Origin of the sequence: Aquincola tertiaricarbonis (assembly GCF_000969605.1) — a bacterium.
In the GTDB taxonomy this organism is placed as follows: domain Bacteria; phylum Pseudomonadota; class Gammaproteobacteria; order Burkholderiales; family Burkholderiaceae_C; genus Aquincola; species Aquincola tertiaricarbonis.
On sequence record NZ_JZUE01000010.1, the window covers coordinates 32,899 to 48,172 of the forward strand.

Here is a 15,274-nt window from a genome sequence, read left to right on the forward strand (position 1 = left end):
CGGCAGGCATACGTTAGCTTCGTAGCTGCGTCCGGAACGCTGTGAGACGATGTTCTCAATACAGTGCGCTGCCACCTGACAGGTTGCGAGGTGCTATATGGCTGACTTTTCCGTCCCTTGTCCGCGGTGCGGCGCACCCAAAGAAGATGCGTTCGAGGTCATGTCGAGGGGCCGGTCTGATTGGACGCAGTGCCCTAGCTGCCTATCAGAGTTTCGCTATCTGATCTTGCTGTGCGATGGTTGCGATGAAGAGTCGCCCTTCACGTGGACGAGCGCCAGGGAGGGGAAGTGTTTCTCCGGCTTGGTGTGTCACTCGTGCGGACGAGCGTTAGCCAATCATGAAGAACCGACTGCATCAATGCCAGCCAGCAGCGAGTGACTGCCAACCGCAGCTTTCGCTGACTAGCGATGACGGCGCTCTGACCTTCAGAGTCAATAGCGCTGATGGCGTTGTACTAGTTGAACGCGAAGAGGCCCTTGGGTGTCTCCGAACGTTCACATACTTAATGCGCTTCTGCGACATCGACAGCTTCGAGAGCGTGCATGCGGCAGATGAGATGCGATACCGCCATCCGCACTTATACGTGAGACTACGTCACGTCGTGGAAGGTCTGCTCAATGATCAAAGCGCATTCGATTGAGGCCGCATGTGATGTGCGCCGGATCTTAGAGATCGTTCGGCAGATCAACGGCTGTGAGAGTCCGCCCGACGTGCATCGCCTGTTTGTTGATGCTGCCGGTCAATTAGGAGCCGAACAGGCTGTGTTTGTAAGCTACTTAAGAGACGAAGAGTCACACGAGAGCTATTACTTCATGCTGGCGGCAGATGCTCGATGGTGTTTGGAGTACAAATTGCGATGCCGCTACTCAACTGACCCTTGGCTTGTCTATGCATCTACACATAGCGAGCCAGTACCGGCGACTGCGATCTCCGTTCAAACTTCCGAGCAGCATGCCGCTGTCGAACTCGCCAGAAAATATGGAATGGTGTCCGTGTGCATTGCACCAGCGCCTTCAGTAGGCCACTGCGCGCGAGTTGGCATGTTGGCGCTTGGATCTCAGACGGTTGGTCGGTTTGACGGTGTGGGATTTGATGAGGTGCGAGTGTTGGCTCGTGCGCTCTCGGTCGAGCTTCATGACTGGTGGAGTCGCTTCATTCGTGCTTCTACAGTTCGCAAGATTGGCCTCAGTGATCTGGATCTGGATATGCTGAGGCTTGAGATGGCAGGACACGGCACTAAGGCCGTTGCAGTGACGCTTGGTGTCAGCGAACCGACGATCAACACGCGCTGGCAGCGGCTTAACGCAAAGCTAGGCGTTCCCCAGCGACGACACGCGGCAAGCGTCGCCGCCAGACTCGGGCTTGTGTAGGAGGCGTCATGAGGGCAGTCGGCTACATCCTTGTGTTCTCTCCCTTTACCCTGCTACTCACGGGACAGCTTTGGAACATCCCTTGGCTAGCGTTTGCGGTGATCTTCGGCGTGGGTCCTCTTTTAAGATCGTTGACGGGGAACGTGCCGGAACGAACCGTTCTATGGAGTGAGCGAACGGCGGGCTTGCTTGATCGGCTCCCGATCGTTTACGCCGTGTTCGCCACCTTGGCGACGGTGACCTCGATCGTGCTTCTGAGCCGCGATGGCGTGCCGGGATCGCTTGGGTTCTGGTACGGGGCTAGTCTGTGGACGTGCTGCTTCTTCGCTGTGGTTGTTGCGCACGAGTTGATCCATCAAAGCACACAACGACGCCGCCTCGGTCAGGCTCTTGCCGCGATAGCAGGCTACCCACTGCTCCTTCATGAGCATTTGATGCATCACAGCACATCTGGCAATGTTGAATTGGCCGAATGGCCGCGCCTCGATGAGTCTGTCTGGCGCTTTACCATGCGCCGCACCGTGCGTGTCTGGCGGTCCACAGTCGAGCACAATGCCCTACAAGCCAGGCGCCGAGGCCGGGGCATCCTCTTAGGCGGTGCAGCGGAAGCATTGGCCTTGACGTCCTTCACAGCCGTGGGCTTCCTTTGGGCCGCTGGATTACACGGTCTGTTGATTTATCTTGGTGTTGCTGTTGCCCTTCACTTTGGCGTACAGGCGGTGACCTATCTTCAACACTGGGGATTGGGCGTGGACAGCGTCGCTGACGCTGACCAAGGTCGGTACGCTTGGGAGGATCGATGCCAGTTCCAGGGTTGGCTAATGTTGAACTTGGCGCTCCACCATGCTCACCATCAGGAGTCCCGGCTTCCGTACTACCGCGTCGTCCCCTATCGCGGCTCACCCAGGCTGCCGGCTGGTTATGTGCTGCTGCTTCTGACGTCGTTTGTGCCGCCTATTTGGAGATGGCTGTTGCTTCCTGCACTCAGGTCGTGGAAGGTCGATCCTCTACGCCATGTAGAACCGCAAGGCTGGCGGCTGGTGTGCCTGCCGCAGCATTTCGAGAAACAGTCGCTTTAGGTGTTGCTCGCCGATGTCAAACTTGAGGCCGCGTCGCGCAACTGGTTAGTATCTGTGGGGTCAAGTCGGAGGTGCTCAGAGCTATATGGTCGCGAACCTTTGCGACTGCTTCGCACATAGCTTGGGTCGTAGTGTGCGACCAGCACGCGTTCGAACAGCTTGTCAACTTGATGTGTCTTTGCCAGCTGCTGCCAGCACTGCAACTCTTCGTTGCCAATCAACGGCTTAAGGGGGGCCAGCTGGCGCACCATGGACTCGGGGTCTAACACGTAGTTCGGATAAGTCTGGCGAAGAACTCGGATCCTTGCCTCCATCGGGCTCGTTACTTCTACCAAAGGCGAAGTTTGTATCGCTTCGTAGATGCTCTGCGGAATCTGTAGTCGCCCAATCTTCTTACTTTCTGCTTCCACCCAGACGGTGCGCCTTATATCGAAGGAGCGCAGCAGTGAAAACAGGTTGCTGTCGAACATCTTCTGTGTTGGCTGACTACGGTCCGGCAACGCTCCGATCAGAGATCCGCGGTGTGCAGCCAAGTCTTCAAGATCAAGCACTTGCTCACCTTGCGCCTTCAACTCTTGCAGGAGAAGCGTTTTCCCGCATCCCGTCAAACCGGAGATGACGCGATAACGGTACTTTGCGGGTGCGGACTCTAATCCAGCTCTGACCCATGACCTGTACGCCTTCCAACCGCCTTTGACAACGTCTGTGCGATAGCCAATGTTCCGAAGCATATCGGCCCACACCTTGCTTCGCTTCCCGCCTCGGAAGCAGTACACGAGGAACCTAGCGTCTCGCCCATATCGCGAGATCCTAGCCTCCAGATGAGTCGCGATGTTGTGAAGGGCGTATCTCGCACCCACAAGGTACGCGGAGTGTGGGTTGACTGCATGCAGAGTGCCGACTTCAGCGAACTCAGCGTCGGAAACTACCGGTAGATTTATTGCGCCAGGAACATGGTCTGCGGCAAACTCCCGGGGAGTTCTCGCATCGATGACGAGTGTGTAGCTACTGAAGTCGTCAACCTCGAACCATGTTGGCTGGCTAAGTTCTGCAGGGCGCCCTGTAGGCTCAGCAGTGGTTGAGGAACGAGAGAACGTGCCTGCTTCGTCATCGTCGTGCGTCATATTCGCCTCATTTTATGCTGCTGTAGTAGCGAGCTTTTATGAAGTCGGTTGGCCCGTGTCAAGCGGCATACAGAACAAAGCGGTTGCAGAAAAGCACGGTCGGCGGACGACGGTTGAAGTGTTGATCCCGGTAAACCGAGGGTGGCGTGGCGCACTGGACTTCACTGCGGAACTCACTCCTAAGTATCGGGCAGTGTAGGTGCTGAGGAGCAGGGCTTGATCTCGCTGCCAACTGCGCCTATTAACAAGGAAGGCGGGCAGTCGGTGCACAACACGCCTGGCGGCAGGGTTAGGCCGACGTCGTTAATGCTGAGTTGCCAGCACGATTTGGCCGATGGGTGGCGAACCCGCACCCTTAGAGGCAGGATGGAGAGCGTATGTGGCTGCTTTTGACTCGTGAACCCCGGCCGGACGCACGAGACTGGCCCGGCCGGCGACTGCTCGCGGCCGTTGATGCGGTCGCATTGCCGTTTGTGTGGGTGGTGCTCCTGCGGCAACTATCGCAGCCTGTGGAGCTTGTAGAGCCGTTCGTTGCTTCACTGGCAATATTGATCGGTTTCGGACGCCTTCGCCGCGCCGTTTGGATGAATCACCGTTACTGGTTCACAACTTGGCGGTGGGGCAAGGTGGCCGCGGCGATGGTGCTTGCTGGAACTTTGTTTAGGGCCATGCTGGTCAGCTTCGCGTAGCGTCATCTTCGCAAGCCGCTGTGGCATGAAACTAAAGACCCTTGAGTCGCCAGCCGCCCCACCTCGACTTGCAGTGCCGCGGTGCCGCGGTGCTGCGGGGCCGTGCCATGTGCCTGCGAGTAGGGGCACTTATGCAACGCATTGCACAGCGCTGCACACACAACGATAGATTCGAGGAGCAGGTCCTGGCCGAACGCCACCAGCCCGGCGCTGTAGTGGCGGATGTCTGTCTGGCCTGATGGCCTGAGTGCGAGCTACTTCGCCCGTGGCATGGTCACCACGTTGCAGGTGCTCAAAAAGTCGGTCCAAGCCTGCAGAAGCGTGCGCCGCTCGTCGGCGAAGCCGGCTCTGTTGTAGGCGCGGCGCACTCGGTTGCCCTCTTCATGGGCCAGACACGCCTCGATGACATCGGGCCGACCCGCTCCGGTCTCGTTGGCCCAAGTGCTGAACGTCGCTCGGCACAGGCCGTGCACGGTGGTCCGCTCGCGCTCGCCCATGCGGCCAAGCACGGCCAGCAGCGCCATGTTGGAGAGCGGCCCGCCGTCGAGCCGCGGGCTGGGGAACACGTAGGCCTTGCCGAGTTGCTGGAGGTCACGCAGTAGCGACACCGCGCGAGGCGTCAGGTAAACCGCGTGATCCTCGCCGGCTTTCATGCGCGCCGCGGGGACTACCCACAGCGCGGTGTCGAGGTCGATTTCCTGCCAGGTGGCGCCTATCACCTCGCTGGTTCGGGCGGCCGTCAAGATCGCGAACTCCAATGCTCGGGCCGCTACGCCTTCGGCAGCACGCAGCCGGCACATGAATTCGGGCGCTTCGCGGTAGGGCAAGGCGGCGAACTGCCCCCGTTCGCGCCGAGGCATGCCCTCACGCACTTTGCGCCGGACCGCGGCTGCGGGGTTTGTGCTGCACCAGCCGTGGAAACTGGCGTCCTCAAAGACGGCGTCCAATCGCTGGCGGATGCGCTGCACCGTCTCTTGAAGCCGGGCATCGGCGGTCAAGTTGCGCGCACGTTCGTGCGGCTGGATCGCTGTCAGCGCGGTCAGCAGCGCTGGTGCGGTGATGGTGCTGACCGGCGCGTGCCACAGCGCCGCCGGCATGTGATTCTCCAGGCTACTGATCCACTGCGCCGCGTGCTTAGGCGTGCGGCTCGGCTCGATCACGCGCTGGTGGTAGTCACGCGCTGCGCGGGCCAGAGTCATTGCCTGCTGCGTCTTGGCCGCCTTCACCTGCTCTACGGCCTCGCGCTGCACAACTCGACGCTGGTCACGCTCGTCGATGGGGTCGACGCCGCGTTGCAGTAGGGTGCGCGCCTCCGCGGCCAGTTCCCGGGCGCAGGTCAACGACAGACCGGTCTGGGCGGGGTTGGATCGGTGAACAGGGCCGAGGCCCATCTCGCGGCGCTTGCCGGTTGCCGCTGTATAGCGGAACACCCATGTGGCGCTGCCGCCACGTGCTCTCAGCATCAGGTTGCCGCCGTCGGAATGGTCGCCGTCACCGGCGGTTTGAACCGCGCGCACCGAAAGCAAGTGCAGTCGCGCCGGCAGGCGCTTGCGTGGCATGTGGGATTTCCTTGTCCGCCAGTCTGTCCGCCGGCTAGCGCTGCATTTGCTGTCGCGCTATCGGCACCGTATGTCACGGCGTAGCAGTCTGGGATCAGGAGAAAAAGCAGTCAAATCAACTACTTAGGTGTGCTGTCTGTCGCGTACTGTCGCCGTACAGACAGAGTATTCCGGCGGAAGCGGTGAGATTCGAACTCACGGGCCCTTGCGAGCCGCCGGTTTTCAAGACCGGTGCAATCGACCACTCTGCCACGCTTCCTTGGTCGCCCGGGCGGCATTCTCGCTCAAGCGGGCATCACCCCGGCAGGGCCGCCTGCGCGCACTGCACCTGATGCACTTCATGCCGCCCGCCGTCCACCCGCATCGCGGTGAGGGCGCCGCCCCAGACGCAGCCCGAATCCAGGCACAGCAGATCCGGGCGCTGGGTGAAGCCCAGGGTGGACCAGTGGCCGAAGGCCACCTTCACGCCGGCCGTGGCGCGGCCGGGCACGTCGAACCAGGGATGGTGGCCGTCCGGGGCGGCGCCGGCGCCGTCCTTGGTCTTGAAGTCCAGCGTGCCATCGTCGGTGCAGAAACGGATGCGCGTGAGCACGTTCACCACGAAGCGCAGCCGGTCGTGGCCGGCCAGGTCCTCGTGCCAGCGGCGCGGCTCGTTGCCGTACATCGCCGCCAGGAAGGCGGCCAGGTCGGGGCCGCGCAGCATGGCTTCCACCTCGCCGGCCAGCGCCAGCGTGGTGGCGGCGTCCCACTGCGGCACCACGCCGGCATGCACGCACAGCCAACCGCTGTCCATCAGCGCGAGAGGGCGCTGGCGCAGCCACTCGATCCATTGCGCGCGCTTCGGGTCGGCCAGGATGTCGCCCAGCGTGTCGCTGCGGTGCAGCGGCCGGATGCCGTGCGCCACCGCCAGCAGGTGCAGGTCGTGGTTGCCCAGCAGCGCCTCGGCCGAACTGCCCAGCGCATGCAGCCGGCGCAGCGTGTCCAGCGATCGGGGCCCGCGGTTGACGATGTCGCCCAGCACCGTGAGGTGGTCGCGCGAGGGGGAGAAGGCGATCTCGTCGAGCAGCCGCTCGAGCGCGTCGCAGCAGCCTTGCAGGTCGCCGATGAGGTAGTGCATGGGGTGATTCTGCTACGCTGGGCTGCCCTGCTACCCGGTGCCGCTGCGTCTGCGCACAGCGGCATTTTCTTGAATGGACATCGCGTTACTCGTCTGCCTCATCCTGATCAACGGGCTGTTCGCCATGTCGGAGATGGCCCTGGCCTCCAGCCGCAAGGCCCGGCTGCAGGTGATGGTGGAGGGCAACGAACCCGGCGCCCGCACGGCGATGGTGCTGCACGACGATCCCACGCGCTTCCTGTCCACGGTGCAGATCGGCATCACCTCCATCGGCGTGCTCAACGGCATCGTGGGTGAATCGGCCTTCGCCGGCCCGCTGGCGGAGTGGATGCTGCAGCGCTTCGACATGCCCGAGCGCGTGGCCGGCATCACCGCCACCGCGCTGGTGGTGATGGTGATCACCTTTGCCACCATCATCTTCGGCGAACTGGTGCCCAAGCGGCTGGGGCAGATGTTCCCCGAGCGCATCGCGCGCCTGGTGTCGCGGCCGATGCTGTGGCTGGCCATCGCCACCCGGCCCTTCGTGGCGCTGCTGTCCTTCAGCACCGAAGGCATGCTGCGGCTGCTGGGCATCAAGGCCGGGCCCAGCCGCAGCGTGACCGAGGAGGAGATCGCCGCCAGCCTGGAAGAGGGCCTGGACGCCGGCATCATCGAGCACCAGGAGCACCAGATGGTGCGCAACGTGTTCCGGCTGGACGACCGCCAGGTGGGCTCGATGATGATCCCGCGCAACGAGATCGAATGGCTGGACGTCAATGCGCCGATGGAGCACACGCTGGCGCAGATGGCCAGCGGCGGCCACACCCGCTACCCGGTGTGCCGCGGCGGCATGCAGGACGTGATCGGCGTGGTGTCGGCGCAAAGCCTGCTGCCGGCACTGGCGCGCGGCCAGTCGGCCACGCTCACCGAGCACCTGGCGCCGCCGGTCTTCGTGCCGGAGACGCTGTCGGGCATGGAACTGCTGGAGCACTTCCGCGCCTCGGGCGCGGAGCTGGTGTTCGTGGTGGACGAATACGGCGAGGTGCAGGGTGTGATCACCGTGCGCGACGTGCTGGAGGCCATCACCGGCGAGTTCGGCGCGCCCACCGACGAGGACGCCTGGGCCGTGCCGCGCGACGACGGCACCTGGCTGCTGGACGGCCTGATTCCCGTGCCCGAGCTGAAGGACCGCCTGCACCTGAAGGAGCTGCCCGAGGAGGACCGGGGCCGCTACAACACGCTGGCTGGCATGATCATGCTGCTGCTGGGCCGGCTGCCCCGCACCGCCGACAAGGTGGAGTGGAACGGCTGGCTGTTCGAGGTGGTCGACCTCGATGGCAAGCGTGTCGACAAGGTGCTGGTGAGCCGCCTGCCCCCATCTGAAGAAGAGACCGAAGAATGATCCATCCTGCCCTGCACAAGAACCCGGTTGCGCTGGACCGCGACCAGCACCGCACGCTGCGCGTGCGCCAGGACTACGCCGATGTCTCGCACACCGCGGCGCTGAACTCCATGTTCCTCACCGCGGTGGAGTTTGCGGACGCCTGCAAGGAATACCCCATCGTCTTCGTGCGCGCCGGCACCGACCCGCAGACGCAGAAGCCCGACATCGCGCCGGTGGCCGTGTTCGGCCTGACGCCGGACGAGAACCTGTTTGCCGACGGCACCCGGTGGCAGGCCGACTACGTGCCCGCGGTGCTGCGGGCCTATCCCTTCGCGATGGCGCAGCTCAACGAGCAGAACTACGCCGTGTGCATCGCCCGCGAATGGCCCGGCTTCTCCGAGACCGAGGGCACGCCGCTGTTCGAGGCCGATGGCAAGCCCACGGCCTACCTGACGGAGATGCAGCAGTTCCTGGAGAAGCTGGAGCTGGAGGTGCAGCGCACCCGGCTGGTGGGCCAGAAGCTGGTGGAGCTGGAGCTGCTGCGCGACATGCGCTTCGACGCCACGCTGCCCGACGGCAACAAGCTCACCGTCGACGGCTTCCTGGCCATCGACGAAGCCAAGTTCGCCGCGCTGCCCGACGACAAGGTGCTGGACCTGCACCGCAGCGGCATCCTGGGCCTGATCAATGCGCACCAGCTCTCGCTGGGCAACATGACGCGGCTGATCCAGCGCCGGGGCCGCCGCACCGCCAACGCCTGATCCCGGCGCGCCCTGTGCGCTCTGCGCACGGCGCGGCCGCGGCGGGGGCTAGCATCGGCCGCGCACAAGGGCCGCAGGGGCGGCCGCAGGAGCAGCAGGCATGTCGGGTTTCGCCTTCGAAGGCTTTTTGTCCACGCCGCAGATGCTGGCCGTGTTCGGCGAGGCGTCGGTCATCCAGTCGATGATGGACTTCGAGGCCGCGCTGGCACGGGCCGAGGCCGCGGTGGGCCTGATCCCGCAGGCCGCGGCGACCGCGATCGCCGGCGTGTGCCGGGCCGAGCTGTACGACGTGCCGGCCCTGGTGGCCGCCAGCGGCCGCGCCGGCAGCCTGGCCATCCCGCTGGTCAAGCGCCTGACCGACACGGTGGCGCTGTTCGATGCCCAGGCCGCCCAGGTAGTGCACTGGGGAGGCACCAGCCAGGACGTGATCGACACCGGCATGGTGCTGCTCACCCGCCGTGCGCTGGCGCTGATCGACGACGACCTCTCCGCGCTGAATGCCGCGCTGCTGGCGCTGGCCGCGCAGCATGCGGGCACCCCGGTGATGGGCCGCACGTTGATGCAGCCGGCCTCGGTGGTGAGCTTCGGCTTCAAGGTGCTGGAATGGGCCACGCCGCTGGTGCGCTGCCAGCAACGGCTGCATGCGCAGGCCGCGCGTGCGCTGCAGCTGCAGTTCGGCGGCGCCGTGGGCACGCTGGCCACGCTGGGCGAACACGGCCCCGCGGTGGCGCAGCACATGGCCACCCAGCTGGGCCTGCCGCCGTGGCAGGGCGCCTGGCACACCCAGCGCGACGACTGGGTGGCGCTCGGCTGCGAGCTGGGCGTGCTGGTGGGTGCGCTGGGCAAGTTCGCGCGCGACCTGTCGCTGATGAGCCAGGGCGAGATCGGCGAGCTGGCCGAGCCCACCGGCGCCGGCCGCGGCGGCTCCACCGCCTTGCCGCACAAGCGCAATCCGGTGGCCAGCATGGTGGCGCTGGCCGCCGCCCAGCGCACGCCGCACCGCGTGGCCGCATTGCTCGGCGCCATGGGGCAGGAGCATGAGCGCGGCCTGGGCAACTGGCAGGCGGAGCTGGCCGAATGGGCGGGCCTGTTCATCAGCGCGCATGGCGCGGTGCATGCGCTGGCCGAAGCGGCCGCCGGCCTGCAGGTGCATCCGCAGCGCATGCGGGGCCACATCGAGGCGCTGCAGGGCCTGGTGAGCGCCGAGGCCTGCACCACGCGGCTGGCCGGCGCCATCGGCAAGCCGGAGGCACAACGATTGCTGGAGCAGCTCTCGCAGCAGGTGATGGCCGAGGGCCGCCACCTGCGCGAGCTGGTGCAGCAGGCGGTGCAGGCCGATGCCCGGCTGCGCGAGGCTGTGCCCGCCGCGGAGATCGACCGCCTGTTCGATCCCGACCACGCGGCGCAGCCGGCCGCCCGGCGCACGCAGGAACAGCTGGCCCGGCTGCAGCCGCTGGCCGCGCAGCTCGCCGCCGCCCGACCCTTTGCCGATGCGGCATCCCCCACCGACCCTACACAGCAGGAACAAGCATGAGTGCTCGCCAGGATGATTTCGACCGCGGCCTGAAGAACCGCCGCGCGGTGCTGGGCGACGCCTGGGTGGACAAGTCCACCGCCGGCGCCACCGCCTTCAATGCCGAGTTCCAGGACCTGATCACCCGCTTCGCCTGGAACGACATCTGGGGCCGCCCGGGCCTGGACCACACCACGCGCCGGCTGCTGGTGCTGGGCATGACGATGGGCCTGGCGCGCTGGGAGGAATTCGAGCTGCACTGCGGCGCCGCTATCCGCGGCGGCGTGCCGCTGGAGACGATCAAGGAGACGCTGATGCAGGGCGCCATCTACTGCGGCGTGCCGGCGGCCAACACCGCCTTCAAGATCACCATGGACATCCTGAAGAAGGAAGGCCTGCTGCCCGAGCCCGCGCCGCTGACCACCGGCCCGCGGGTGCAGCTGCACCACACCTTCAGCCAGCCGCAGCTGCGCGTGGCGCTGCAGGGCACCGAGACCGGCCTGCCCATCGTGCTCAGCCATGCGCTGGGCCTGGACCTGCACATGTGGGACGACCTGGCCGCCGAGCTGGGCAGGAGCCACCCGGTGCTGCGCTACGACCACCGCGGCCATGGCGGCTCGGCGGTGCCCGATGCCGCCTTCAGCCTGGACGACATGGTGGACGACGCCGCCCGCGTCATCCGCGAATGGGGCCGCGGGCCGGTGCTGTTCGTGGGCCTGTCGATGGGCGCGATGGTGGCCCAGGGCCTGGCCATCCGCCATCCGGAGTTGGTCAGGGGCCTGGTGCTGGCCAACACCACCGCGCAATACCCCGACACCGCCAAGACCGCCTGGGTGCAGCGCATCGAGGCGGTGAAGGCCGGCGGCATGGCCGCGGTGGCCGACATGGTGGTGCAGCGCTACCTGCATGGAGACCACCGGCAGGCGCATCCGGCGCAGGCCGAGGCCCTGCGCGGCACGCTGCTGCGCACCTCGGCCACCGGTTATGCGGCCGCCTGCACCGCGGTGATGGCGGTGGACTGGCTGGGCCAGCTGGACCAGGTGGCCGTGCCCACGCTGGTGATCGCCGGTGCCCGCGATGCCGGCGCCACGCCCGAGATGGCGCAGGCCATCGCCGAGCGCATCCCGGGCGCCGCGCTGGAGGTGCTGCCGCAGGCCAGCCACCTCAGCGTGCAGGAAGCGCCGGCCGAGTTCACGCGGCTGCTGCAGGCCTTCATCGAGCGCGTGCGCAAAGAGGCTTGATGGCACATTCCGCAGCGGTCGACGACGGCAGCAGCGTGGAGGTGGCCACGCTGGCCAACGGCGTGCGCGTGCTGGCGCTGCGGCTGCCGCATGCGCCCACGGCCAGCGTCAGCATCTTCGTGCGCACCGGCAGCCTGCACGAGAGCCGTCGCAGCAACGGCATCAGCCACGTGGTGGAGCACATGGCCTTCAAGGGCACGCACACGCGCGACTGCCAGCAGATCAACCTCGATGCCGAGCTGCTGGGCGCCGAGGTGAACGCCCATACCGACAAGGACCACACCGCGTACCACATGCGCGGCCTGGCCGCCGACGCGCCGCGCTTCGTCTCCATGCTGGGCGACATCGTGCGCAACGGCACCTACCCGGAGGCCGAGCTGGCGCGCGAGCGCAGCGTGATCCTGCAGGAGCTGTCCGAGGACGACGACGACCCGGTGAGCACCGCCTACAAGCTGTTCGACCACCACTGCTTCGGCAGCCATCCGATGGCGCTGCCGGTCATCGGTGCGCGCCGCGTGATCGAGACGCTGAGCCGCGACGACCTGCTGGGCTACGTCGGCCGCCAGTACACCGGCGCCAACATGGTGGTGGCCGCCGCGGGCGACGTGCGGCTGGAGGAGCTGGCCGCAGCGGCCGAGGCCGCCTTCGGCAGCCTGCCGGCCGGCACGCCCAACCTGGTGGCCCCGCCGCGGCACATCGGCGGCCTGGGCGCGCGCCGGCAGAGCGGCGCCAGCCAGACGCACGTGGTGCTGGGCTTTCCCATCCCCGCGCTGGCCGAGCCGCACCATGCGGCGGTGCTGGCCGCGGCGGTGTTCGGCGAGGGCATGAGCTCGCCGCTGATGGACGAGATCCGCGAGCGGCGCGGCATCGCGTACTACTGCTCCTGCTCGGCCGACGTGTACGAGCACTGCGGCCAGTTCATCGTGGAAGCGTCGATGGCGCCGGAGCGGGTCGACGAGTACCTGGAAGCCGTCACCACGCTGCTGGCCGCGCATGCGCAGCAGGTGCAGGCGCTGTCGCTGCAGCGCGCGCGCAAGCAGCTGACGGTGCGCGAGCTGCTGGATGCCGAGCGGCCGCAGCGCCGGCTGGAGCGGGCGGCGCTGGACCTGCTGTCGCTCGGCCGGGTGCGCGACCCGCGGGAGCGGGCCGATGCGCTGGACGCAGCCTCCGCCGCCGACGTGAGCGGCGCCTTCGCCACCCTGCTGCGGCAGCCGGTGGCGCTGGCCATGGCCGGGCGGGTGAAGCCCGGCGCCATCGACCGCGCGCGCGAGGCGCTGGCCGCCCGGCAGATCGGCGGGCTGTAGCGCGCCGCGGGCCCTCAGGCGCCGGTGGGCGCCAGGAAGTGGTGCGGGCCCGAGCTGCAGTTGTCCACCGCCTGCCGGATGTGCGGCGCAATGGCGGGATCGTCGGGCGCATACAGGCCGCAGCGCCGCAGGTTGGCCAGCAGGCCGGCGCGCGGCGGGGTGCGTTCCAGCAGCACCCGCGCCGCGCAGGGCGTGCGCTGGTGGTTGGCGGAAATGCCCACCTTCACGCCCATCAGCGTGTTGAGCGAGCGGGCGTAGTCGGGGTAGAGGATGGTCTGCGTCAGCTCGATGCGCAGGCCGCATTCGTAGTCGGTGAGGATGATGCGGTCGCCCAGCATCATCGCGATGCCCTGGTAGCGATAATGGCGGCGGCAGCGCCCGCCCGGGGCGCCTACGCGCTCCAGCCGCTTGTAGACCACTGCGCCGTCCTGCAGCTCGAACACGATCAGCGTGCGCAGCAGATGGCCCGGCGTGGACATCGACTGGTACACCTCGAAGAAGCTGCCCACCAGTTGCCGCCCGCGCGGATCGGCCTCCTGCAGCAGCCGGTCCAGGTGGGCCTGCAGCCGGCGGCTGGCCTCCGGCCGCGCGGCGCTGCGCACGCCCATCAGCGCGGCGAATTCGTCCGCCGGCATCAGCAGCTCGTGCACCTCCACGCCGAAGTGGTCGCCGATCTTGCGCAGCAGCGCCGGCCGCGGCTGCGAGCTGCCGTTGAGGTACTTGTTGAGCTGGCTGCGGTTGAGGTCCAGCGCCCGCGCCACGTCGCTGATCGAGGGCTTGAAGCTGCACAGCAGCCGCAGGTTGGCCGCCAGGCCGGGATGCGTGGCGGGTACGGCGATGGTGGGCAGGCGGGGCATGGCGGGGCGGGAAGGGCAGGGGCGTGCGGGGGGTGACGGCGGAAGTCTAGGGGCGGGTGGCGCTTTCCGGCGCAGCGGTGGCAGCAAACAGCGCCAGTCGGCGGCGGATGGAGAAATGGTCAGCCCGGCGTCCCGGCGGGACCATGACGAGGCTCAAACGAGCCCCGTTTCCACCCACCGGAACACACCATGAAGAAACTGCTTGCCCTGCTGCCGATGCTGTCCTTCAGCGCCTTGCTCACCGCCGTGCAGCCTGCCCTGGCGCAGGCCCCGGCCGCCAACCCGGCCCTGCCCAACATCAAGATCCTGGCCACCGGCGGCACCATCGCCGGCGCCGGCGTGTCCAGCACCCAGTACGCCGGCTACCAGGCCGCCGTCACGCCGGTGGACAAGCTGCTGGCCGCGGTGCCGGAGCTGAGCAAGGTGGCCAACGTCACTGGCGAGCAGATCGCGCAGGTGGCCAGCCACAACATGACCGGCGACATCCTGCTGAAGCTGGCCCAGCGCGTGAACGTGCTGCTGGCCAGCAAGGACGTGGACGGCGTGGTCATCACCCACGGCACCAACACGCTGGAGGAATCGGCCTACTTCCTGAACCTGGTGGTCAAGAGCAGCAAGCCGGTGGTGATGGTGGGCGCGATGCGGCCGGGCACCTCGATGAGCGCCGACGGCCCGATGAACATCTTCCGCAGCGTGATCACCGCCGGCAGCAAGGACGCGCACGGCCGCGGCGTGATGGTGGTGATGAACGACCAGATCATCGGCGCACGCGACCTGCACAAGACCGACACCATGACGGTGGACACCTTCAAGGCACCGGTGTTCGGCTACCTGGGCTTCGTGGTGGACGGCAAGACCCACTTCTACAAGCCGGCCGCGCGCAAGCACACCACCGCCACCGAGTTCGACGTCACGGGCCTGACCTCGCTGCCCAAGGTGGACATCGTGCTCGGCTACGAGGACGACTCCCGCACCGCCATCGACGCGCTGGTGGCCGCCGGCGCCAAGGGCATCGTGCATGCCGGCGCCGGCACCGCCTCGGTCAGCGCCGCGGTGCAGCCGGGCATCCTGGATGCGGTGGCCAGGAAGGTGGCGGTGGTGCGCTCTCCGCGTGCGTCGCTGGGCATCATCACCCGCAACATGGAGTTCGACGACGACAAGTTCGGCACCATCTCCGGCGACACGCTGAACCCGCCCAAGGCGCGCATCCTGCTGATGCTGGCGCTGACGAAGACCAGCGATCCGAAGGAAATCCAGCGCATGTTCGACATGTACTGACCGCCTTGTGCCCGGCGC

At 66.6% G+C, this 15,274-nt stretch carries 13 protein-coding genes and 1 tRNA gene; 9 read left to right on the forward strand and 5 right to left on the reverse strand.

Annotated features, from left to right (window positions below):
- Positions 1–618: 618 nt before the first annotated feature.
- Together VO99_RS29515 and VO99_RS29520 are read left to right on the forward strand one after the other, a co-directional pair.
- Complete coding sequence (locus VO99_RS29515) at positions 619–1,371, forward strand: helix-turn-helix transcriptional regulator (protein ID WP_083440586.1); 753 nt, start codon at positions 619–621, stop codon at positions 1,369–1,371.
- An 8-nt stretch (positions 1,372–1,379) separates the two neighbouring features.
- Positions 1,380–2,450, forward strand: a complete 1,071-nt coding sequence (locus tag VO99_RS29520) for a fatty acid desaturase (protein WP_083440587.1) — start codon at positions 1,380–1,382, stop codon at positions 2,448–2,450.
- On the opposite strand, the gene mnmH is transcribed toward VO99_RS29520, so the two are convergent.
- Positions 2,447–3,574: a tRNA 2-selenouridine(34) synthase MnmH gene (gene mnmH, locus VO99_RS29525; protein WP_083440588.1), complete on the reverse strand. Its 1,128-nt coding sequence runs from the start codon at positions 3,572–3,574 to the stop codon at positions 2,447–2,449. The two genes, VO99_RS29520 and mnmH, sit on opposite strands and share 4 nt — an antisense overlap.
- Positions 3,575–3,951: 377 nt before the next feature.
- Here mnmH and VO99_RS13700 point away from each other — a divergent pair, with 377 nt between their 5' ends.
- Positions 3,952–4,263 (forward strand): hypothetical protein, encoded by a 312-nt coding sequence (locus tag VO99_RS13700; protein WP_046113440.1) that lies wholly within the window; start codon positions 3,952–3,954, stop codon positions 4,261–4,263.
- Positions 4,264–4,517: 254 nt separating this feature from the next.
- Here the strand turns inward: VO99_RS13700 and VO99_RS13705 are convergent, their stop codons facing one another.
- The 3 genes from VO99_RS13705 to VO99_RS13715 form a co-directional block, all read right to left on the reverse strand.
- Positions 4,518–5,822, reverse strand: coding sequence for a tyrosine-type recombinase/integrase (locus tag VO99_RS13705; RefSeq protein ID WP_052736324.1), 1,305 nt, complete (start codon positions 5,820–5,822; stop codon positions 4,518–4,520).
- Positions 5,823–5,996: 174 nt separating this feature from the next.
- Positions 5,997–6,081 (reverse strand) — tRNA-Ser (locus VO99_RS13710).
- Between the two features lie 36 nt (positions 6,082–6,117).
- Positions 6,118–6,939: a symmetrical bis(5'-nucleosyl)-tetraphosphatase gene (locus tag VO99_RS13715; RefSeq protein ID WP_046113441.1), complete on the reverse strand. Its 822-nt coding sequence runs from the start codon at positions 6,937–6,939 to the stop codon at positions 6,118–6,120.
- Between the two features lie 73 nt (positions 6,940–7,012).
- Here VO99_RS13715 and VO99_RS13720 point away from each other — a divergent pair, with 73 nt between their 5' ends.
- From VO99_RS13720 to VO99_RS13740, 5 genes are all read left to right on the forward strand, one after another.
- Entirely contained in the window at positions 7,013–8,320 is a 1,308-nt protein-coding gene (locus VO99_RS13720; RefSeq protein WP_046113442.1) for a hemolysin family protein, read from the forward strand.
- On the forward strand, positions 8,317–9,063 hold the full coding sequence (locus VO99_RS13725; protein WP_046113443.1) for a SapC family protein: 747 nt from the start codon (positions 8,317–8,319) through the stop codon (positions 9,061–9,063). The genes VO99_RS13720 and VO99_RS13725 overlap by 4 nt, the downstream gene beginning before the upstream one ends.
- Positions 9,064–9,163: 100 nt before the next feature.
- Positions 9,164–10,597: a lyase family protein gene (locus VO99_RS13730; RefSeq protein WP_046113444.1), complete on the forward strand. Its 1,434-nt coding sequence runs from the start codon at positions 9,164–9,166 to the stop codon at positions 10,595–10,597.
- Positions 10,594–11,817 (forward strand): bifunctional 4-carboxymuconolactone decarboxylase/3-oxoadipate enol-lactonase PcaCD, encoded by a 1,224-nt coding sequence (gene pcaCD / locus VO99_RS13735; RefSeq protein ID WP_046113445.1) that lies wholly within the window; start codon positions 10,594–10,596, stop codon positions 11,815–11,817. The genes VO99_RS13730 and pcaCD overlap by 4 nt, the downstream gene beginning before the upstream one ends.
- Positions 11,817–13,121, forward strand: a complete 1,305-nt coding sequence (locus VO99_RS13740; RefSeq protein WP_083440589.1) for a M16 family metallopeptidase — start codon at positions 11,817–11,819, stop codon at positions 13,119–13,121. Before pcaCD ends, VO99_RS13740 begins: the two co-directional genes overlap by 1 nt.
- Before the next feature lie 14 nt (positions 13,122–13,135).
- Here VO99_RS13740 and VO99_RS13745 read toward each other — a convergent pair whose 3' ends face one another.
- Positions 13,136–13,978 (reverse strand): helix-turn-helix domain-containing protein, encoded by an 843-nt coding sequence (locus tag VO99_RS13745; RefSeq protein WP_046113446.1) that lies wholly within the window; start codon positions 13,976–13,978, stop codon positions 13,136–13,138.
- Between the two features lie 189 nt (positions 13,979–14,167).
- Here VO99_RS13745 and VO99_RS13750 point away from each other — a divergent pair, with 189 nt between their 5' ends.
- Positions 14,168–15,256, forward strand: coding sequence for a type II asparaginase (locus VO99_RS13750; protein WP_198156942.1), 1,089 nt, complete (start codon positions 14,168–14,170; stop codon positions 15,254–15,256).
- Positions 15,257–15,274: the final 18 nt, after the last annotated feature.